This window comes from Bacillus sp. EU63, assembly GCF_038592915.1.
GTDB classification, from domain to species: domain Bacteria; phylum Bacillota; class Bacilli; order Bacillales; family Bacillaceae; genus Bacillus; species Bacillus velezensis.
Genome location: NZ_CP151944.1, coordinates 1904619 through 1928729 on the forward strand (window position 1 = coordinate 1904619; position 24111 = coordinate 1928729).

General features: G+C 47.0%; 2 protein-coding genes. Both read right to left on the reverse strand.

All coding sequences use genetic code 11. From position 1 onward, the window contains the following. Positions 1–57: 57 nt before the first annotated feature. Positions 58–7917, reverse strand: a complete 7860-nt coding sequence (bamC, locus tag NYE38_RS09440; protein WP_340802725.1) for a bacillomycin D non-ribosomal peptide synthetase BamC — start codon at positions 7915–7917, stop codon at positions 58–60. Between the two features lie 83 nt (positions 7918–8000). Beyond that, positions 8001–24092 (reverse strand): bacillomycin D non-ribosomal peptide synthetase BamB, encoded by a 16092-nt coding sequence (bamB, locus tag NYE38_RS09445; RefSeq protein ID WP_340802723.1) that lies wholly within the window; start codon positions 24090–24092, stop codon positions 8001–8003. Between the last annotated feature and the right edge of the window lie 19 nt (positions 24093–24111).

Sequence of the window (24111 nt, forward strand, 5' to 3'; positions counted from 1 at the left end):
CCCTCTTTTATGAAAAATGCCGCCGATTGCAGTCAGCGGCATTTTTCCCTGGATCATTTACATTTTGTCAAACTTCGTGTCGCCGGCAAACGATCCTATTGACAGTTGTTCTTCAAGAACAAGTCCGTGATGATGCCGTTCTTCAATCCTTTTGATAATAGATCGAATTGCATCCGTATTTTCTTCGATATTGTGAGGGTCAAAGATCGTCACATGGTCTCCTTTTAATTTGTACTCAAGGTAATGCTGTGCGGTTGATTGCGTCCATCCTCTATCGGTCAACTCGCCGCATTGAAAATGATGAATGTTGGCGTTCACCGCGCCGGAATTGATCAGTTTATTGTGATATGTGAGATAGCTTCTGATTTTATCCTTAATGGAAGGAATGGTTAATAATTCTCTATAATAATCCGGAATGATATCCAGATTCCGATGAATGATCTCTTCGGTTTCCTCTTCCGAAAAATAATTCACCGAAACGGCTCTTTTAGAATCAAGCATCATAATGTCCGATACGATGCGTCCGCGCTTCTCCAAGGCTTTGGCGACCTCAAAAGCCAAATTCGACCCCGAGGAGTAACCAAGTAAAAGAAAGGGCCCTTGTTCCTGAATGCCTATCATGCTTTCTGCATACCGGTCAACGATCTCTTGCTCGTAAGACGGCTCTTCTAGGAAATCAGCGGCATAGACGGTGCAGCGGCCGTCAAGTCTTTTCGCCATTTCATTATAGACCAGCCCGTACCCGATTAAAGGCGGGAAACAGAACACAGGGATTGAACCGTTCTGATTCATCTTGACGAATACGTTATCCGTCTTGGACTCGAAAACTGCCGCTTGAATGGCGCGTGCCATTGTTTCGATGGTAGGAAAATCGTATACGGCTTGATAATGCATTTTGATTCCCATACGGTCGTTGATTTGATGAATAACTTGCAATACTTTGAGCGAATGGCCGCCAACGTCAAAGAAGTTATCTTTAATTCCCGGGTCACTGAGTGCTAAAATGTTCTTCCATATCTCGGCCAGCTGCTTTTCAATTAACGTTCCGGGCGCTTCGTATTCGGTTCCGGTGAGCCTATTTCCCTCAGGAGCCGGCAAAGCTTTTCGATCGATTTTTCCATTTGCGGTTATCGGCATCTTCTCCATTTGTACAAAGTAAGCCGGTATCATATAAGCGGGCAGTTTGTTCAGTAAATGACGCTTCAGCTGCGCCGTATTTAATGAATCGTCTCCTGACAAGTAGGCGCACAGCTGCTTTGAGCCCTCTTCTTCAATCGCGATGACGACCGCTTCTTTGACAGATTCCAGTTGCAATAGAGCCGCTTCGACCTCGCCAATTTCAATCCGGTAGCCCCGGATTTTCACCTGATGATCAATTCTTCCCAAATACTCGATATTGCCGTCAGGCAGCCACCGGGCGACATCTCCCGTTTTGTACATTTTTTCGCCTGCGGCAAACGGGTGTTCAACAAATTTCTCAGCCGTTAATTCCGGGCGGTTCAAATATCCTCTGGCCAGTCCCTCTCCTGCCACATAGAGCTCGCCCGGTATGCCCATTACCTGAATGCGCTGATATTCGTCCAAAATATACGCTTGCAGAGTAGGAATAGGTTGTCCGATGTTGCTTCTGCCCTCGTCGATTTCCCGTTCCGTGATTTCTTTATATGTGACATGAACGGTGGTTTCGGTGATGCCGTACATATTGATTAATTGGGTTAAAGGATATTTAAGCTTCCAGTCTTTCAAGAAGGATGGATTTAACGCCTCTCCGCCAAATATGATTTTTCGGATGTTTAAATTGGATTCGGGATCTTCTCTCTCCTCCTGCATCAGTTGATAGAAATAACTCGGCGTTTGATTTAAAATGGTCACAGCTTCCGATTTTAACAATTGCAAATACCTTTCCGGGTTTTTTGCTATTTGTTTCGGAACAATCACTAATTTGCCCCCATACAGCAGCGCTCCGTACATTTCCCATACTGAAAAATCAAAGCAGAAGGAATGAAACAAAGTCCAAGTGTCCGATGCGTTAAAATCAAAAACATTTTTGTTGTTAAATAACAGACGAACCACGTTTTTATGTTCAATGAGCGTGCCTTTCGGATTCCCCGTTGTTCCTGATGTATAAATAACGTAGGCTAATTGATTTGGCATCACGTTCAGATTGAGATTAGATGCTTCGGCGCCGTATGATGACGGATCGTCAAGGAAGACAGTATGACTTTGATAATCGGTATCTTCCAGAAGATGGTGCTGCAATAATAAGATAGAGACGTTAGAATCCTCAAGCATATAATGGATGCGTTCTTTCGGATAATCCGGATCGATCGGTACGTAAACGCCCCCGGCTTTCAAAATAGCAAGGATGCCTATCACCATCTCCGGTGAACGTTCCGCCATAATGCCGACAAGCTCCTCGGCCTGAAGTCCTTTGGCAACCAAGGTTCGGGCCAGCTGATTGGCGCGTTCATTTACTACCCGATACGTCAGCTCCTTATCTTCAAAAACAATCGCCACGTGCTCCGGCGTTCGCTCCGCTTGTTCTTCAAACAATTGATGAATCGTCTTCCCCTTTGGATACTCCGCCGCCGTATCGTTGAACTTGTCTATCAGGAGCGAACGTTCATCCGCTGTTACGATATCAAGGTCTTGAACGCGAATTTCCTGATCGTCCGCCATTTGCTTCATAATTTGCATGAAATGCGTCTGCATCCGTTCGACACTTGCTTGATCATAAACATCGCGATTGTATACAAAACGAATGTCAATTTCTCCATCCGGCATCACGATAAAAGTAAAATCGTAATGTGTATGTTCTTCCATATGAAAATCGAGAATGTCTAATGCGTTGTCATCCTGCTTCATATGTTCTATTTGTTTCTCAACCGGGTAATTCTCAAATACCATAATATGATTGATCAACTGCTGCTTTTGCTCAGTTTGAGCCTGAATGTCATACAGCGGAAATGTATCATATTTTTGAGAAGCCAGTGCCCGCTCCTGATTCATTTTCAATACTTGTGCAGCTGTCATTTCAGGCTGCGTATGAATACGTACGGGAATGGTATTGATAAATAAACCGACCATGGTTTCAATTCCCGGAATTTCTGCCGGTCTGCCGGATACGACCGTGCCGAAGACGACATCCTGACTCCCGTTGTATCTTTGCAGCAATAAGCCCCATGCGGTTTGTATCCATGTATTGACGGTGACTTGCTGGCGGCTTGCGGCCCGTTTGATTTCGTCTGTGAGCCGCTTTCCTAAACGAAACTCATGCTCACCTTTTTCGTATCCTTTCACCCGGCCGGAAGGTTGTTCTTGTAACAAAACAGTTTGCCCTTCATAACCTTCTAAATAGTTCCGCCAATAGGCTGACGCCTGCTTGTGGTCTTGTTGATCCAGCCATTCGATATATCGGCTGTATGGAGTGACGGCTCCCCGCTTCGGCTGCCTTTGCTCGAGTATCGCATAATAGGTTTCAAACACTTCTTTCGTAACAAGAGGCAAACACCAGCCGTCCATTAAAATATGATGAAAGCTCCATATCAATCGCGCTTGGTCTTCCTCTGTCCGCAGGATCGATACGCGCATTAAAGCATCCCGGGTGAGATTGAATCCCCGCGCCTTATCTCTTCTTGCAAAATCGGCAATAAACTCGCTGCGCTGGTGACTGTTCATGCTGCGAATATCTTCAACGGCCGTTTCAATCGGCTTTTGCCGGAATACAATCTGTAAAGGCTGATCTTTCCATTCTGTATAAAAAAGAGTCCGAAGAATGTCATATTTTTCGGCAAGATGCGCCAAACTCATCCTGAATGCATCGATATCCAAGAATCCTTTCAGATCAAAAGCGGCTTGTTCAAAGTAAGCTTCGGAAGCCGAATCGATCAAGCTGTGGAACAACATTCCTTTCTGCATCGGGGTTAATGGGTATATATTTTCAATGTCACCGAGATGACTCGTTTGCTGCACAAATTGATCCAATTCACCGATCGTTATACCTTTTAACGAAATATCGCTTGGCGTCAGGTGAATTTGATCTTGAGCATCACAATGTGCGATGACTTGCTGCAGGCTGTTTTTTAAGAGATCGGCACAGGCTTCCATTGTTTCTCTCTGATATTGTTTACCGCAATAGCTGATGGCCAGCGACAATCGGCCGTCTGAAATCATGCCGTTGATATCAAGTGTATAGGTCAAGGGACGGTTGTCACTGGCTGTTTTCCCGCTTGAGTAAGGGGATACCTCCATCTTGCCGTTCCGGACATCTTGATCAAATTGACCCAAATAATTGAAACGTATTTCCGGATGTCCGGTCCATTCATGTGCCTTCGGGTGATCGGATAAATATTTGATCAGGCCGTAACCTATTCCTTTTTGGGGGATCTGACGCAAATTTTCTTTCACTGTTTTAATCCGCCCGGGGATATCCTGATCAGCTTTGATTTGAAGCGAAACCGGATATAGGCTTGTGAACCATCCCACCGTACGCGAAATATCGAGATCCGGGATGATAGACTCTCTGCCGTGTCCTTCAAGATCAATGAGAATGTCTTCATGTCCGGTCCAACGATGAATAGCAATTCCCAGACCGGTCAGTAATAAATCATTCATATCGGTCGAATAAGCCCGGTGAGCGTTTTTTAATAAACGTTCGGTTTCCTCAACGGTCCATTGAACGATGACCGTTTCCCGGTCTTTGGCCAGACCGGTCTCCTGTTCATTGTCCTTTGGCAATGTATGCTGCGGATTATGTTTCTGTCTGAACCAGTATTGATTTTCCGCTTCGAATTCCTGACTTTCTGCATAACGATTCAACTGTTCAGCCCATAACAGGTAAGAGTCCGTTTTCTTCGGAAGCCGGATCGCTTCGCCGTTTTGGAGCTGCTCATAAGCTGCCGCTATATCCTCAAGTAAAATCCTCCACGATACGCCGTCGATGACCAGATGATGAACCGCAATCAGCAAATGATCTCCCTCTTGACACCGGAACAATCCTAGTTTCATGAGCGGTCCTTCGGCTAATTGAATGGATTGCTGAATCTCATTGGAAATGGTTTCTATCGTCTGGGACACATTTTTTTCTTCGCGTAATGAGATCACTTCAAGGCTGAACAGATCACCTTCTTCGATCCCCCGATTTCGGGCTTCATATCCATCTTCTGTCGGAACATAGACCATGCGCAAAGCATCGTGATGCTCTGTGATCTTCTTCATGACGTCCCGAAGCTTTGATTCATTCAGTCCCTCTTTCCAATAAAGCATAACCGCTTGATTATAATGGTGTAATTCCGGGTATTTCTGGTCAAAAAACCAATGCTGAATCGGTGTCAGCAGCGCCCGGCCTTTAATTTCTCCTTGTTCTGCGATTCGGGTTACCGGCTCTACGTATGGAACAAGCTCGGAGATCGTTGGGTATTTAAACAAGTGTTTGATTTCAAACTTATACCCGGCTTGGTATAATCTTGAGGACACTTGAATCGACTTAATGGAATCGCCCCCCAATTCGAAGAAATGATCTGAGATTCCGACCCGTTCTAAGCCTAAGACCGACTCCCACACCGCGGCCAGTATGTTTTCCAGTTCTGTTCGAGGAGCTTCATAGTTCATGCCTGTAAGATTCTCTCTTGGAGAAGGAAGGGATTTACGGTCTATTTTTCCGTTGAAAGTAAGCGGCATCTCTTCCAGCTGAACGAAATAAGCAGGTATCATATAGGATGGAAGCTGCCGGGACAGCTCTTCACGGAGCTCGCCTGCAGTTAAAGCATGTTGTGCGGTATAATAGGCGCACAAGGATGTTTCCCCATCGATTTCCCGGGCGATAACGATGGCTTCTTTGATCGCCGGCAGCTGAAAAAAAGCGCCTTCGACTTCGCCGATTTCAATGCGGTAACCGCGGATTTTCACCTGGTGATCAATCCGGCCCAAATACTCGATATTGCCGTCCGGCAGCCATCTTGCCAAGTCTCCCGTCCGGTATATCCGTTCTCCTGCTGCAATCGGATGGTTTACAAACTTCTCGGCCGTCAGTTCGGGACGATTCAAGTAGCCCCTTGCAAGCCCATCGCCCGCTATGCACAGTTCTCCCGCTACACCGGTCGGCTGCATATGTTCCAAATCAGCATGTAATATATACAATTGAATGTTGGAAATCGGTTTGCCTATCGGAATCGATGCATACGTTTCTTCCGTCTGGCAATCAAAGTATGATACATCAATTGTTGCCTCAGTCGGTCCGTACAAGTTGATGATTTGAGCCTGGCTCACCGACGTGATGATGCGTTTGAAGCCTGCGACATGTACAGGCTTCAAAGCCTCCCCGCTTGCAAACACATGTCTTAATGACGCTAATTTTTGTTTCAACATCCCGCTTGGCTTCTGATCCATGGATTCCAGGAAGGCATGCAGCATCGCCGGTACAAAATGCATTGTGCTGACACCTTTTTGTGCAATTGTATCTAAAATCAGCTCGGGATTCTTTTCTCCTCCGCTTGGCAGCAGCACCAGTTTAGAACCTGACATCGTCCACCAGAACAGTTCCCACACTGATACATCAAAGGTGATCGCAGTTTTTTGCAGAATCGCATCCCGCTCATCGAGAGGGTATTTTTCCTGCATCCACACCAGCCGATTGATGACCGACCGGTGCTCAACCATAACCCCTTTCGGCTTGCCCGTTGAACCCGATGTATAAATAACATAGGCCAGATGATCCGGACCAGCAGCCGGCTCTACATTCGACCCGTCTTCACAAAAGTTTTGCGGATCTTTCATATCCAGCACTTTTCCCGTAAAAGGTACTCTCTCTTGCGATTGATTCTGCACGAGTAACAACTTCGTATCCGAATCCTCCAATATGTATCGAACCCGTTCCTCGGGATAGCCCGGGTCAATCGGTACATACGCCCCGCCGGCTTTCAAGATCCCGAAGATCCCTACAATCATATCCAGGGAGCGTTCGGCCATAATCCCGACCGGCTGATCCGGCTGCACGCCTTCAGATTGCAGTGTCCGAGCGAGTTGATTCGCCCTTTCATTCAATTCACGGTACGTCAGACGGCTATCCTCGTAGACAACAGCCGTTTGATCAGGGGTACGTCCCGCTTGTTCCTCCAAAAATTGATGAATCGTTTTTTCTCTTGGATACTCTGCAGCCGTTTGATTATAGGCGATGAGTTGATTTGTCTCTGAGTCTGACAGAATATTAAGCTGGCGGATCATAAGGTCGGGTTGGAATAACAAAATCGAAAAAATCCGGTTTACATGTTCGATCACTTGCATCATATACTGGCGATCATAAGCTTGTTCATTATAAGTTAACTTTAAATGAATCGAATCATTTTCTATGGAAAACTGAAATAACGTATCAGCAGCGGCCGTTTCTATAAAACGAATGGGGTGAAGCTGATCTAGTGATACGATCGTGTGGATCATTGGCAAATGATTTGAATCGTAGTTCAGATTTAATGGACCGGCCATTTTATCGAAAGGAACGTGCTGATGTAAGATGGCTCCGTTCAGCGTATGCTTGAATTCATTAAATATGGATTTAAATGTGCCGTCCGCATTTATGTTTTGTTTGATTAACATGACTTGATCTAAACGAAGGTCTTCATCGGTTTCGTCTTCAAAGGTCGGAACACCTACAATAACGCCCTCTTCCCCCGTATATTTGTATAAAAGACACTCGATTCCGACCAGGAGAACCATATAAACGGCCATTGGCGATTTATTCGTCATCTTCATGATGCGCAGGGATACATCGGAGCTCAATGAACTGTGAATACGGTTGGGTGCACTCGGCGCATCGTGCTCTATTGTTGAGTCCGACATTTGAAACGAAGGGATTGCACTGGGACGATCTTCCGCATTGAACATGCTGCTCCAGAACAACTCCTGTTGCTTAAATTCTGACATTAATATCCCTCCAGTAAGTTTTAGCCGGCTGATGGCTGTCCCCGTAAAAACACCATGCCGGGGACAGCCGGTACCGGCCGTTTTTAGAAATTCAATTCGATTTCGCTTGCAAAGTGTTCACTTTTGTTTACTTTCTCACTTAATTGAATTTCTTTTAAAGGAATCGATGGGTCTTTTATGATTGCCGACAGAATCATGGCGTAATCCTTGCTCAGCGTAGCGATGGTTTTCTGTTTGAACAGCTTCGTGCAGTACTCAAAGCTTCCTTGTATCTCGTGCGGATTCATCACGAAGGTCAGCTGCAAATCAAATTTGGCCGCCGTATTTGTTTGTTCATATGGTCTGACCGCGAGAGAGTCCAATTCGATATCCGTTTGTTCCGTATTTTGCAGAACAAACATCGTATCGAATAACGGATTACGGCTTAAGTCCCGTTTCACTCCCAATTTCTCAACTAATTCTTCAAAAGGATATTCTTGATTTTCATAAGCTTTCAGCATCGTTTCTTTTGTTTCCGTTACATAGTCCATAAAGGTCTTTTCTCCAGCCGGGGCCGTACGGATGGCCAGCGTATTCACAAACATCCCGATAATATGCTGTAAATCTTCATGCATTCTTCCCGCAATAGGCGTACCGACGACGATATCTTCCTGACCGCTGTATTTGGCCAGCAGTATGTTATAGGCTGACAGCAAGATCATGTAAGCGGTCGATCCGGTCAATTCTTCCATCTGTTTTATCCCCTGGACCACGGTCTCATCGAGAGCGAAATTGTATCGCTTGCCTTCAAAGCTTCGAATTCGCGGTCTGGCAAAATCTTTCGGCAGCTCAAATGGCGGGAGTTCCTCATGAAATACGTTCAGCCAATAGTTCTCCTGCCTCTTGATGCGTTCCCTCTGCTCCGCCTGCTGCTGCCATACAGTGTAATCTTTGTATTGAATCCGGAGCGGGGTTAATTCTTTGCCGTCATACAATTGAATCAGTTCTTCAACAAAAATATTCATAGAAGCGCCGTCTGAAATGATATGATGCATGTCAAACATGAAAACATGTCTGTCCTGTTCTAATTCGATGAGTCCGGCCCGAAGCAACGGAGCCTGACTGAGATCGAAAGGCCGCACGAAATTGCGGAACAGCTCCTCGACCTGCTCATCAGCTGCTTTGTACCTTTCTATAGAGAAATCCGCCTGCGGCTTGATCACCTGCACCAGCTCTCCGCGGACCATTTCAAATCCGGTTCGTAGCGATTCATGGCGCTGGATCAGACTTTGGAACGCAGATTGTAAACGATTCATGTCCATCCTGCCTTCCAATGTCAAAATCCCCGGCATGTTGTAACTTAGTTCTCCGCCTTCAATTTGTGTAGACAGGTAAACCATCTTTTGCACAGAAGATACAGGATAAACATCTTTGGCTTCTGCAACAGGGATTTCATCCGGTCCGCTGGTTTCCGCGCCTGCAATGACCCTCGCTATTTCTTCAATCGTCGGGTATTGAAACACTTCTCTCAATGAAATGCTTTTGTCGAATTGCTTATGGATCTTGGTAACGAGCGTCATCCCCCGTAACGAATGCCCGCCGAGATCGAAAAAGTTATCTTTGACGCCGACTTGTTCTACCTTCAATACTTCTTTCCAGATGTGAACCAGCTGCTCTTCCGGCTTTGTCCTTGGAGCAACATAGTCAATCCCGGTCTGCAAGCCTGCTTCAGGCAGCGGTAACGCGCTGCGATTCACTTTTCCATTGGAGGTTAACGGCATTTGCTCCAGCTGCATCAAGTATGAAGGAACCATGTAGCCTGGTATTTGATCGGAGAGTTTTTCTTTAAGCTGATTGATCGGCAGTGACTTCTCCCCTGTAAAATAGGCATACAAATCGCTTTGCCCCTCTGCATTTTCTCTGGCCAGGATCACCGCTTCTTGTACATGCTCGATGTTGAGAAGAGCGGCTTCCACCTCGCCAAGTTCGATCCGGTAACCGCGAATTTTAACCTGATGATCCTTTCTTCCGGCATATTCAATGTTTCCATCCGGCAGGTAACGGGCAAGATCGCCTGTTTTATACATCCGCTCTCCGATTACAAACGGATCGGCCACAAACTTTTCACCCGTTAATTCAGGCAAGTTCAGATACCCTCGTCCTACTCCGTCTCCGGCGATGCACAGCTCACCCTTTACACCTATAGGCAGCATCCGATCATGGGAATCAACAATATACACACGGTTGTTGCCCAGCGGTTTGCCGATCGGCACGTAACCGCCGTCGTCAGCGGATGCCAATGTCCCCGGTACGATATGAAAGACCGATGCATCCACACAGGTTTCCGTCGGACCGTATACATTGGTTATGAGCGGCATTGATGACCCGTTCGAAGCAAACAATTCAAGCAATTGCGCCGCCGTCGCCTGCGGGAGCGCCTCTCCTCCAATAAGCATGTGGCGGATCGTTACCCCATGAAGGCTGTCTGCAGCGATAAGCAATTGCAAATGTGACGGTGTTCCGTCTGTTACGTCAATGCGGTGGGTGCGATAATAGTTTGACAAGGCATAACCGTCTGATACTGATGCTTTAGGGACGATATACAGTGCATGTCCCCCTAACAGTGCCGCGAAAATTTGCTTGACCGATGCGTCGAAATAGTACGGTGCCAACAGAGACACACGCAATCCCGAATCATAAGCACCGTACACTTGTCCGCGGAGCCCCTCCATCAAATGAAGGACCTGGCGATGCTCAATCAGCGTGCCTTTTGGCTTGCCGGTTGTGCCTGATGTGTAGATCACATACGCCAAGTGATCCGGTCCGGCTGCCGTCACCAGATTCGAGCCGTCCCCGCTGTTCATTCGTTCGTCATTCAGCAGTAAAATCTCTCCGGCAAAGGATACACGATCTTGTAAATGGGGCTGTGCCAGCAGAACCTTTGCTCCTGAATCCTCCAGAATATAGCGGATGCGTTCCTGCGGGCTGTCCGGATCCATCGGCACATACGCGCCCCCGGCTTTCAGGATCGCCATAATCCCCACGATCATTTCCAGAGAACGTTCTGCCAGAATACCCACAGGCTGGTCAGGCTGCACGCCTTCGCTTCTTAAAATCCGCGCCAGGCGGTTGGCCCGCTCATTCAGCTCACGGTATGTGAATCGGCTTTTCTCGTAAACTGCGGCCGTATGTTCCGGCGTGCGCTCCGCCTGCTCCTCGAACAATTGGTGAATTGTTTTGTCCCTTGGGCAGTCTATCGCCGGTTGACCCCATCTCTCCACAATCTGCTCTTTCTCCTTCGCGGTGATCATCTCCAGCGATGAAAGCGGCGCCTGCGGATCATTCGCAATCGCCTCGATCAATTGGATAAAGTGCTTTGCCATGCGTTCCGCAGTTTCCTGCTTGTACAGCGCTGCCGCGTAACTGATCATACCTGTAATTCCGTCTTCATTTTCTGCCGCTTGGAACGTCAGGTCGAACTTCGCCATCGCATGGTTGTCCGGATAAGGGGTAAAACGCACATCATCGAGGCTCAATTCTCCCCGTTCTGTGTTTTGCCATATGAACATCGTGTCAAACAGCGGATGGCGGCTGAAATCCCGGGACACATTCAGCTTGTCCACCAGTTCGTCGAATGGATACTCCTGGTTTTCGTACGCTTTTAATGTATGCTCTTTGACTTCCTGCACGTACTCCCGGAATGTTTTTTCCCCGACCGGATTCGTTCGTATCGCCAGTGTGCCCACGAACATGCCGATTAAGCTTTCCAAATCCGAATGGGTTCTTCCGGCAATCGGGCTGCCTACTACGATGTCTTCTTGCCCGCTGTATTTGGCAAGCATGGTCGTATAAGCAGCCAGCAGCACCATGTACAGCGTGCTTTCGCTCTTCACCGCCAAGCCTTTCAGCTGTTCCGTCAACTCCGGTCCGATGACAAACTCGATTTGTCCTCCTTCAAAGCTCCGCGCAGCCGGTCTTCCGTAGTCGGTTGGCATATCCAGCACCGGAACCTCTCCGCTGAACACATCCAGCCAGTACGCTTCCTGTTTCTTCATCCGTTCGCTTTGCATATCCGACAGCTGCCACGCCGCATAATCTTTATACTGAACCCTTAATGGCGGCAATTCTTTTCCTTCATATAATGAAACGAACTCTTCAATCAAATTCTTGATAGATACGCCATCGGAAATGATATGATGCATGTCAAACAGCAGCAAATGGCGGTCTTTTGCAAGCTCGATCAGTCCTACCCGCAGCAGCGGCGCTTTCTCCAAGTCAAATGCCCGCACAAACCCATGAACGAGGGCTTCCGCCTGTTCTTCTTTCGCCTGAGTGAATTCCACTGCAAATGGGACGTCGTCATAAATCCGCTGCACCGGTTCTCCATCTATCAGTTCAAAGCCGGTACGCAGCGTTTCATGGCGCTGAATCAGCTTGCGGATCGCCTTCTCGACAAGTTCCCGATCCAGAGCTCCATCGGCTCTCATGACACTCGGCATGTTGTAGCTCAGCTCTCCGCCTTTCAGCTGATTCAAAATGTACAGCCGTTTCTGCGCCGAGGAGACGGCATAGTATTCTTTTGCTTCAACGGTCGGGATAGATGTATATGCTGTGTGTTTCATTCCGGTAATCGTTTCTGCCATTTCATCAATTGTTGGCGATCGGAACACTTCCCGCAGCGGCAGGCTGACCCCCATCTCTTTGTGCAGCTTCGCTGTCAGCGTCGTTGCCCGCAGCGAGTGACCGCCGATGTCGAAGAAATTGTCTTTCACGCCGATACGCGGAAGTCCAAGCACCTCTTTCCAGATATGCGCCAGCTGCGCTTCCGCCGCTGTACGGGGAGCAACGTATTCGCCCCCCGTTTGCACGCCTCCTTCTGGTGCCGGCAATGCTTTGCGGTCGACTTTTCCGTTTGCCGTGAGCGGAATCGATTCAACAAAAGCCCATTTCACGGGAATCATATAGTCAGGAAGGTTTTTGGCCAGATCTTTCCGTAATGCTGAAGGATCAGTCGCTTTTGAGACGCTGCAGTACGCGCACAATTCATTTTCACCCAAAGCGTTTTTTTGAATAAGGACGGCTGCTTCTCTCACCGCCGGGTGATTGGCCAATATGACCTCAACTTCTTTCGGTTCGATCCGGTAGCCCCTTATTTTCGCCTGATCATCAATGCGGCCGAGGTATTCGATTTGCCCGTCCTCACGCAGCCTTGCCAAATCTCCGGTGCGGTACATAACGGCTCCCTCTCTGAACGGATCAGGCAAAAATTTCTCTCCCGTTAAAGCCGGGTTATTCACATAGCCTCTCCCGGTATTTGCTCCGGAAATATACAGTTCTCCCGCAATGCCCAAGGGCTGAAGCTGTTTGTTCTTGCTGATGACATACATATTGTTATGGCATATCGGTTTGCCGATCGGCGGATATTCAGGAATATCATCTCCCGGTTGAATGGTATACGTCGACACTACATGAGTTTCTGACGGACCGTAATGATTGTGCAAATGCAAGCCGTGTGTGCGGAGCACTTTCTGAAATAAACGGGATACTGTTAATTGTTCTCCTGCTGTAATCAAATGCTTCACACAGCGTGGAAATGAATATGCATAGCTCTCTTCGTTAAAAAGCATTTTGGCAAAAGCAGTCGGGAAAAAGACGATGTCCGTCTGATGTTTATTAATAAACGAAAACAGCTGAGCCGCGTCCCGCTTTATTGATTCAGGCACGATGTGGAGTGTGCCGCCGCTGAGCAGGGCTGAAAACAGCTCTTGATAGCAGACGTCAAATGCCGGAGATGCGTATTGAAGCACATTGGTTTTGAAATCGATGCCTGAGTTTGTAAATTGGTCATACAGCAAATTGGCCATATTTCTATGTTCAAGCAGCACACCCTTCGGTTTCCCCGTCGTTCCTGATGTATAAATAACGTAAAGCAGATCCTCCGCCGTGTTTATCGTCTGCACATTGCTCCCGTCCGGTTCTGTCTCCGCTTCTTCTATGAATGTGACAATCTGCGTTGCTGCCTCGGGGACTGACCGGTCTTTCTCTGTCACAACATGAGTGCAGCTGCTGTTTTCAATGATATAGCGGATTCGTTCGGCAGGATGGCTCGGATCAATCGGAACAATGGCACCGCCCGCTTTTAAAATGCCTAAAACAGCAATCGCTAATGATGGTGAACGCCCGGCGATCACAGCCACCGGCTCCTGATGCTTCACACCTCGCTTACGGAGAATCCGCGCCAGTTTATTGGCCGTTTCGTTCAGCTCTTTGTAAGAAATCTCCGCCCCTTCGTATTGAATTGCGATTTCTTGCGGCGTTTGTGCCGCCTGGCGTTCAAACATAGTATGAATCGTTTCGTATTCAGGCTTCTCTATTCCCCCGGAAAGCGGAGTGAGCAGCTGTTCTTTTTCTTGCTGCGTCAGAAGTTCCATTTCTTCTATTTTGACAGACGGCTGCTGCAAAATTTGGTGAATGAGCTGTTCAAAATGTCCGCGAATCCGCTCTGCCTCTGATAGTCCATATTCATTTTGGTTGAAATCAAAATGAATGGTGAGTTGTTCGCCAGGAATGACAACTACATTAAAATCGTAATGAGTATGTTCTTCTATATGGAAATTCACGATATTTAAATCCGCAGCATCATGACCCTCTTCGACTTGCTGCCCTATCGGATAATTTTCAAAGATCATGATATGATCAATTAAGTTTTGCTTTTGTTCCGTTTGGGCCTGAATTTCGTATAAAGGATAGGTATCGTACGATTGGGAACCCAGCGCGTTTTGTTGAACCATTTGCATCGTATCAGCAAAAGTGCTGTCTTCATCGCAGCGGATGCGAACCGGAATGGTATTGATGAACAGGCCGATCATCTGTTCCACATCAGGAATTTCCGCCGGCCTTCCCGACACAACACTGCCGAAGACAACGTCTGCGGACCCGCTGTATTTCTGTAATAAAACTCCCCATAACGTTTGGATCAACGTATTTAATGTAACCTGATGCTGATTTGCGATCTGCTGTAATTGTTTTGTCTGTTCGTGATTAAATCGGCAGATCACATTGGCATAGGCGTATTCTTTTTGTTCATGCTGCTCTATTTTATGAAGAAGCGTGGTTTCACCTTTATATCCTTCAAGATACCCGCTCCAGTACCGCTTTGCCGCTCCCTGATCTTGGCGGTCAAGCCACTCGATATAGTCGCTGTAAGGAGCTGCCGATGACGGTTCTGGTTCCCTGCCTTCCTGTAAGGCGCTATAATGATCAAACACTTCCTTCGTGATAAGAGACAGGCACCAGCCATCCATCACAATATGATGGAAGCTCCAAATCAAATGATATTTGCGGTCTTCCATACGGAAAATCGCTATGCGCATCAGCCGATCCCGAGCCAAGTCAAATCCTTTTGCCTTATCTTCTCTTTGATAGGCTGCGATTGCATCCTCGCGCAGGTGCTCCTCTCTATCACGCAAATCTGCAAAATGAATTTGCGGTGTTTGCGTTTTATAGACAATTTGTAAAGGAGTATCGTTCCAGCCGCTGTAAAAACGGGTTCTGAGCACGGCGTATGTTTCAAATAATCGTTCAAGGCTTGCTTTAAACCAATCAATCTTTAACTCTCCCTGCAAATCGAACGATGCTTGTTCAAAATAAGAACTTGAGGCCTCGTCCAGCAGGCTGTGGAAGAGCATTCCTTTCTGCATCGGAGTGAGCGGATACACGTTTTCAACCTCACCTGCATGCGGCAGTTGAATGAGGAGCTGATCCAATTCGTCAATGGACATGCCTTTTAACAAAATATCGCTTGGCGTCAGTTCCGATTGTTCTTTATGAACGCAATGCGTAATGATGGTCCGCAGGCGGCTTTGAATCGTTTCCGATAACCGCATGATCGTTTCTTTTGCGTACTGTTTGCTGCTGTAGCTGATCGTAAGCTTCAGCCGGCCCTCGGTGATCATTCCGTTTATATTCAATACATACGGTCTTTCTTGATTTCCGCTTGAGTCTGAACCGCAAGAATAAGAAGATAATTGAACCCCATGCTGCTGTAAATCTTGGTCAAACTGTCCCAGGTAGTTAAAGCTGATCTCAGGATTGAGTTTCGATGGCATTCCGCCGCTTAAGTACCTTGCTATTCCATATCCGATCCCTTTATGCGGAATTTGACGCAATCCTTCTTTGGTCGTCTTGATATAATCAGAGATTTCTTTGCCCGGCTGCGCGTGCAGCACAACCGGATACAGACTTGTAAACCACCCGACCGTGCGGGAGATATCTATATCCTGTATAATCTGTTCTCGGCCGTGTCCCTCTAAATGAATCGGAATTTGTTCCAGTCCTGACCAATGCGATATGGAAAGACCCAGAGAAGTTAAGAGCAAATCGTTTATTTCCGTGTTATAAGCGCGATTCGCTTGTTTTAATAAGAGCTCCGTTTCCTCTTTCGTCCATTCCACAGCTGCTGTTTCACTGTCTTTTGCAGTTGTATGGGTTTCATGAAAATCTTTAGGCAGCGGTTTGACTTCGGTTTGTTCGATCTTTGTCCAATATTCCTGTTCTTGTTTTATGGTTTCACTTTGCGCGTATTCTGACAGTCTCTTAGCCCATAATTGGAAAGAGTCTGTTTTTTGCGGCAGTTGAATCACTCGCCCGTTCTCGGCTTGCTTGTAGCCGCTAACGATATCTTCCAGTAAAATGCGCCATGAAATCCCGTCTATAATCAAATGATGGATGGCAATGAGCAGATGATCTCCATTTGCGCATTGAAACAACCCGGCTTTCATTAACGGCCCATCACTTAAACGCATACTGCTTTGTATCTCATCAGCCTTGACTTCAATTGTACGCCCCGGATCGGAATCTTCTTTCAGATTCAGGACGTCTAAGCGGTACAGTCCGCTTTGGGCGATTTCTTCATTCTGTGCCTCACAGCCATTTTCCGTAGTCCGGAACGTCATGCGGAGCGCATCGTGATGTTCAGCAAGCTTTTGAAGGGTTTGACGAAGCTGCGTTTCCTGAAAACCTTCCGGCGCATGCAGCATGACGGCTTGATTGTAATAATGCTGATCTGTCGTTATGTGATCAAAGAACCAATGCTGAATAGGAGTCAGGCTGACTTTTCCTTTGACCTCACCTTGATCGGCTATACGCAGATTCTGCTTGATATGCGGACTCAATTCTGCAATTGTTGCATATTGAAACAAGTCTTTGATTTCCATTTTGTATCCTTGCTGATTTAATCTGGAGGATACTTGAATGGATTTAATGGAATCTCCGCCAAGATCAAAGAAATTATCAAGAATACTGACGTTTTCAGCGCCTAATACCGATTCCCAGGCAGAAACTAATATTTCTTCCGCTTTTGTTCGGGGAGCTTTATACTCTGCTCTGTCCTGCAGCTCGAAATCCGGAGCAGGCAGCCCTTTTTTGTTTATTTTTCCGTTAGAAGTTAAAGGCATTTCATCAAGCTCGATAAAATAAGCCGGAACCATATAACTTGCAAGGGTTTGAGACAATTGTTTCCGGAGCCGGGCTGCCGTTGTTTGCCCGCCGCTCACGTAATATGCACACAATTGTTTAAATCCGTGGACGTCCTCTCTGGCTGTAACGACAGCTTCCTTGATCGCTTCTTCTTGAAGCAGTGCCGCCTCGATCTCGCCTAATTCGATACGATAGCCTCTGATTTTCACTTGTTCATCTATTCTGCCCGCATATTCAATGTTTCCGTCCGCCAGCCACTTCGCCAAATCTCCGGTCTTATACATCTTCGCTCCGGGCTCAAACGGGTCATCGACAAATTTCTCTGCCGTTAATTCGGGACGGTTCAAATATCCTCTTGCCACACCGGCGCCGCTGATATAGATTTCTCCCGGGACACCGATCGGTGCGGGTTTCATATTTTCATCAAGAACGTAAATGCTCGTGTTTGCCGCAGCGGTTCCGATCGGTACCGATTCCCGTCTGTCCTTTGCGGCATCATAACGGTAAATCATGCAGCCGACAACGGTTTCCGTCGGTCCGTACTCATTGCATATTTCAATCCGGCCTTCGAACTGTTCATGAATGCTGCGGGCTAACCGGGTGCTTAAGTTTTCCCCGCCCACAATCATTCTTCGGACAGCCGTTTGATCGGCAATGTTCATTTCTTTCAAAACCTGCAAATGGGCCGGGGTCAATTTAATGATATCCACCCTCGGGTCCCGCACAATCGATTCAAGCAGAGCTGTTTTATCCTCTCCGTCATAGACGATGATTGCATTGCCTGTGACAAGCGGCGTGAAAATAGAAGTCACCGTCAGATCAAAAGAAATTGACGAATACAATGGGAAGTTGGCTTTCTCGCCTTTTACATAAACCTCTTTCGCCCACCAAATATAATTGGTCAAGCCTCGGTGCTCGATTAGTACGCCTTTTGGCCGGCCTGTGGAACCTGACGTATAAATGACATATGCCAAATGGCTCGCATTATTTATCGGAGCAAGGTCAGAGTCATCTTGGTGATAAGAACTTTCATCATCAAGTAAAACCGTGGCGCCTTCATAGGCAAGCTGTTTCCTGACATCCCGCTGCATTAAAACGATTCCGGCTTGGGAGTCATCCAGCATATACCGGATGCGGTCTTGCGGATATTCCGGATCTATAGGGACATAGGCTCCGCCTGATTTTAAAACGGCAAGGATTCCGACCACCGATTCGATGCTGTTTCTTGTGATGATGGCTACAGGCTGATCCGTCTGCACTCCTTTCGCTCTTAACGTTCGCGCCAGGCGGTTGGCCCGCTTATTGAGCTCTCCGTACGTGAGCTGCCTATCCTTATCAATGACGGCTGCTTGATCGGGCGTACGCTGCGATTGCTCTTCAAATAATTGATGAACCGGCGTCTGCGGAAACGGCGCGGCCGTGTCGTTAAGCGTCTGCAGAAGGGTTTTTCTTTCGCCTTCCGTTAACAATTCCGCTTGATCCACCCGGATATCCGCATCTGTCACGACTTGATGCAGGATTTGCATGAAATGTTCCCGAACCCGCTCTATGCTTGCCCGCTCATACACATTTGCATTGTATTCAAAAGAGATGTTCATCTCGTCGCCCGGTATAACGGTCAAATTAAAATCGTAGTTGGTCTGTTCTTCCATTTGTACGTTGGAAATTTTGATGGATGTTCCGTTCTGGCGGCCTATACTTTCCATATACTGATCAACCGGATAATTTTCGAATATCATTAAATGTGTAATTAAATCTTGCTTTTGCGTTGTACGCGCTTGAATATCGTACAGCGGGTGCGTCTCAAATTGTTGAGACGCTACAGCCCTTTCCTGCGCCTCTTTCATAAGCCCGGCAAACGTTGTCCCGGCTTCACACCGGAACCGGACGGGAATGGTGTTAATGAATAAACCGATCATGGTTTCCACGTTTGGAATTCCAGCAGGTCTTCCGGATACAACACTTCCAAACACAACGTCCCGGCTTCGGTTATATTTTTGCAGCAAAACCGCCCATGCTGTCTGCAGCAGCGTGTTCAGCGTGACATGATGCTTGCCTGCCGTCCGCTTCATTTTCGAAGTGAGATCGGAGCTTATGTCACACGCCACTTTTTCAGGAACGTATCGTCCGTCTTCCGCTGCATGGTGATCCTTAGGAAGGCCGGTTTGCTCCTCATATCCCTCCAAGTACTGATCCCAATAAGCCGCGGCCTCTTTCGCATCTTGCCGGCCGAGCCATTCAATATATTGACTGTACGGAGTAATTGATGATTGTTCAGGCTGCTTTTGCTGAAGCAAGGCAAAGTAATTCTCGAATATTTCTTTTGTAATCAGCGGCAGGCACCAGCCGTCCATCAAAATATGGTGGAAACTCCAGATAAAACGGTATGTTTTTTCATCCGTACGAAGGATGAATAACCGCATTAACGCGCCTTTTTCTAAGTCGAACCCCCGCATCTTATCTTCTCTGGCATACTGCTGAATCATCGCTTCTTTTTGTGATTCCTTCATCTCTCGTAAGTCATTGAATTGAAAACCGATTTTTTTCGTTTTGAATATGATTTGGAGCGGCTGATCCTTCCAGCCTCTGTAAAAATTCGTGCGGAAAATGTCATATTTTTGCGATAAGCCGTCCAAGCTTTTTGAAAATGAATCAATCTCCAGATCTCCATGCAGATCAAACATCGTTTGCTGAAAATAAGCACCTGAATTCGGATCAAATAAGCTGTGAAACAGCATGCCCTTCTGCATCGGCGTTAATGGATAAATATTTTCCGCTTCGCCTAATTCACGCGTCTGCTCCAAAAGCTGTTCCAGTTCGTCGATTGAGATATCTTTTAACAGGATGTCACTTGGTGTGAGAGAAGTCTGCTGCCGGCTTACGCAATGCGCAATGACTTCTTGCAGACTTTCTTTCAACCCCCGGGCAAATTGCGCCATAGTAGATCTTTCGTATTGTTTGCTGCTGTAGCTCAGTGTCAGTGATAATGTCCCTTCGGCAATCATGCCGTTCAAATCAAGCACGGCCGTTCTCTCTTGGTTTTCGTTCATTGATAACCCTGTGGAAAAAGGCGAGATGCGCAAAGCCTGATGCTTCAGGTCTTGGTCAAATTGTCCCAAATAGTTAAACGATATCTCCGGATTCAGCCGCAGGCTGTCGGCTTCCGGATGCCCGGATATATATTTGATGATGCTGTAATTCATTCCTTTGTCAGGGATACGGCGCAGCCCTTCTTTTACGATCTTGATCCGCTGCGACAGGTTTTTTCCGGCTTCCATCCTCAGGACGACAGGGTACTGGCTTGTGAACCATCCTATCGTGCGGGAAATGTCAGCATCCGGAATAATCGGTTCTCTCCCGTGGCCTTCCAAATTCACGACAATGTCTTCCGTGCCTGTCCACTTGTGAACAGCCAGCCCTAACGAAGTCAGCAGCAGATCGTTGATATCCGTGTTGTAGGCGCGGTTCGCATGTTTTAATAATTGCTCCGTTTCCTCTTTTGTCCATTGAATCGTCACTTCTTCGCTGTCTCTTAATAACGATCTTTCGCTGATAGTGTCCTTAGGCAATGGCTGAGGCTTTATACTTGAAAGCTCAGTCCAATACGCAATCTCCTCTTCCATATCGGTTTCCGCCGCATATTTGGACAATTGATCGGCCCAGAATGGAAACGAATCTGTTTTTTGCGGGAGCTGGATCGTTTGTCCGCGTTCTGCCTGTTCATAACCGCTTGCAAAATCTTCGAGTAAAATACGCCAGGATACTCCGTCAATCAGCAAATGATGAATTGCAATCAGCAAATGATCTCCGTCCGGACATTGGAACAAACCGAGCTTCATCAATGGCCCTTTGTCTAATACCATGCTGCTTTGAATCTCATTCGCTTTATCGGCAATCGCTTGAGCCGGATCGGTTTCCCCTTTATAATTCATCACTTCCAGATGGTATAGTTCACTTTCATCTGTTCCTGTAATTCGCGGAGCGTATCCATCCGGCGTTTTTTCAAAAATCATCCTCAAGGCATCGTGATGCGACGCGATCTGTTCCATCGTCCGGCGAAGCGGAGCCTCTTTAAAGCTTTCCGCCGAATATAACATGACGGCCTGATTGTAATGGTGTGCATGCGGCATGTTTTGTTCAAAAAACCAATGCTGAATCGGGGTCAGCTTGGTTCCGCCATTCACTTCTCCTTGATCAGCCACCCTGCTGACCGGCGCTACAAACTGACTAAGTTCAGCAATCGAGGGGTGTTTAAACAAATGCTTCATATCAACCTTGTATCCGGCTTGATACAATCTGGATGACACCTGAATTGACTTAATCGAATCTCCGCCAAAATCAAAGAAATTATCCAGAATTCCTATACGTTCTGCCCCTAATACTTCTTGCCAGATAGACGCCAGCAGTTCTTCTATTGTGTTCCGCGGGGCTATGTATTCGTATTCCGCCCGCGTATTTTCGTCAGCAGCAGGCAAAGCTTTCAGATCAATCTTCCCATTGGAAGTGAGCGGAATGCGTTCCAATGGGATAAAGCGGGAGGGAATCATATAATTCGGCAGTTCCCGGGATAATTCTTTTCTGAACTGCGCAGCGGTCAAAGAAGGCTCGCCGACATAATAGGCATACAATTGTTTGGCCCCGTCTGCGTCTTCCCGCGCGGCGACTGCGGCTTCATGAACGTTTTCCAGATTGAACATGGCTGCCTCTACCTCGCCGATCTCAATCCGGTAGCCGCGAATTTTCACTTGATGATCAATCCGCCGTAAATATTCGATTCTTCCATCCGGCAGCCATCTGGCGAGATCACCCGTTTTATACATCTTTTGACCAGGGACATGCAGATGCTCCACAAATTTTTCCTCCGTCAATTCAGGACGATTGAGGTAGCCGCGGGCCACTCCCGCTCCTCCGACATACAGCTCTCCCGGTACGCCGATCGGCTTGATTTGATGGTGCGCTCCTAAAATATAAGCTTGATGGTTGGCCACCGGGCTGCCGATTGTGATCTGTTCATCAGCGGACTGAACAGGGTGAAATGTAGATACCACGCTGTTTTCTGTCGGTCCGTATTCATTATTGATCCGAATGCGAGGCTGCAGAGAATGGAGCTTCTCAACTGTATCTGTTTCCAGCTGCTCACCGCCTACAACAACATGCTGAACATGGATGAAGTCCTCTGTGTTCATCTGTTCGATCATCATTTTCAGAAGACGGGGAGAAGTTGAGAAATGAGTAATTCTCTCTTGTTTTATGGCATTTTGAATGGCGAAAGTTTCTTTATTCTCTTCATTAGGCAAAAGGTGCAAAGTTGCCCCCGAGATGAGCGGGCCGAAGAAATTTAAAATGAACGCATCAAAAACATACGGGTACAAGACAAGCACGCGATCCGCCGGAGAATGCTTAAAAAACGCCTTCTTCCATTGGAGCGAATTCACAATGCCGCCGTGTTCAACCATGACTCCTTTCGGCTTTCCTGTTGTACCCGACGTATAAATGACATAGGCTAAATGGCTGTGTCCCGCTACTGGTGATAACAATGAGCTATCGGCATGGTATGATGTTTCATCATTCAAATCAATCACCGGGCCGTCAAAGGTGAGACTGTTTTTTAAATGACGCTGAACAAGAAGAACGTCTGCATCCGCATCATGAAGCAAATATTGAAGCCGCTCTTTTGGATATTCAGGATCCAGGGGCACATAAGCGCCCCCTGCCTTCCAAACAGCTATAATGGATACGATCATCTCTAATGAACGATCAGCGAGAATGGCGACTAACGTATCGGGTTGAACCCCGCAATTACGCAATGTTCTTGCCAAACGGCTCGCCTTCTCATTCAGTTCCCTGTACGTCAAATGGTCGTTTTTAAACTTGACGGCCGCATGCTCAGGCGTTCTTTCTGCCTGCTCTTCAAATAATTGATAGACTGTTCTGCTCCCGGAGAAATCTCTGACGGTGTCGTTAAAATCAAACAATAGCTTCTGTTTTTCCGCTTCCGGTAAGATCTCTGCCGTATGGATCGCGGCTTGAGGCTGAAACAGGATCACAGACAGCAGCTGATCCAAATGGGATACAATTTGATTGATATAGCGCTCATCGTACAGATTGCCGTTATAAAAAAGTTTCAAATGAATCCCGTTGTTCTCCAAATCAAAGTGAAACAGCGTATCGGCTGCAGTATCTTCTTTAAATTGCAAGGAATGAATTTCGTTAAGCGAAACGACGGTATGAATCAGAGGCATATGCTCGTCATTGTATTGCACGCTCAGATGCCGGACCATTTTTCTAAACGGCAGGTTTTGATTTTTCAGAGAATCATTAACGGCTTCTTTCAGCTGCCCGAATACGGTTTTAAATGTGCTCTCATTTGAAAGCGTATTTTTTAAGAGAACAATGTTGTTAACGGCTGACTGGCCGGCTTTTTGCTTCGATACCGTTGGAATGCCAAGAATCAGGCTCGTTTGATCCGTATATTTATATAACAAGCATTCAATACCCGCCAATAAAATCAGATAGGCCGCCATATCGGAATGATTCGCCATTGTGATGATTCTTTGAGATACTTCCGGAGATAAGGAACGGCAGATGCATTTTTCCTGGTAGCCGGTACGGGCCAACGATGCTTTATCCGCTGCTTTAAAGTAAGGGAATGCGCTTAGGCCGTCTTCTTCATCAAACAGGTTTTCCCAGTACGTTTCTTGAGTTTTAAATACCGACATTGGAGCACCTCATTTTATA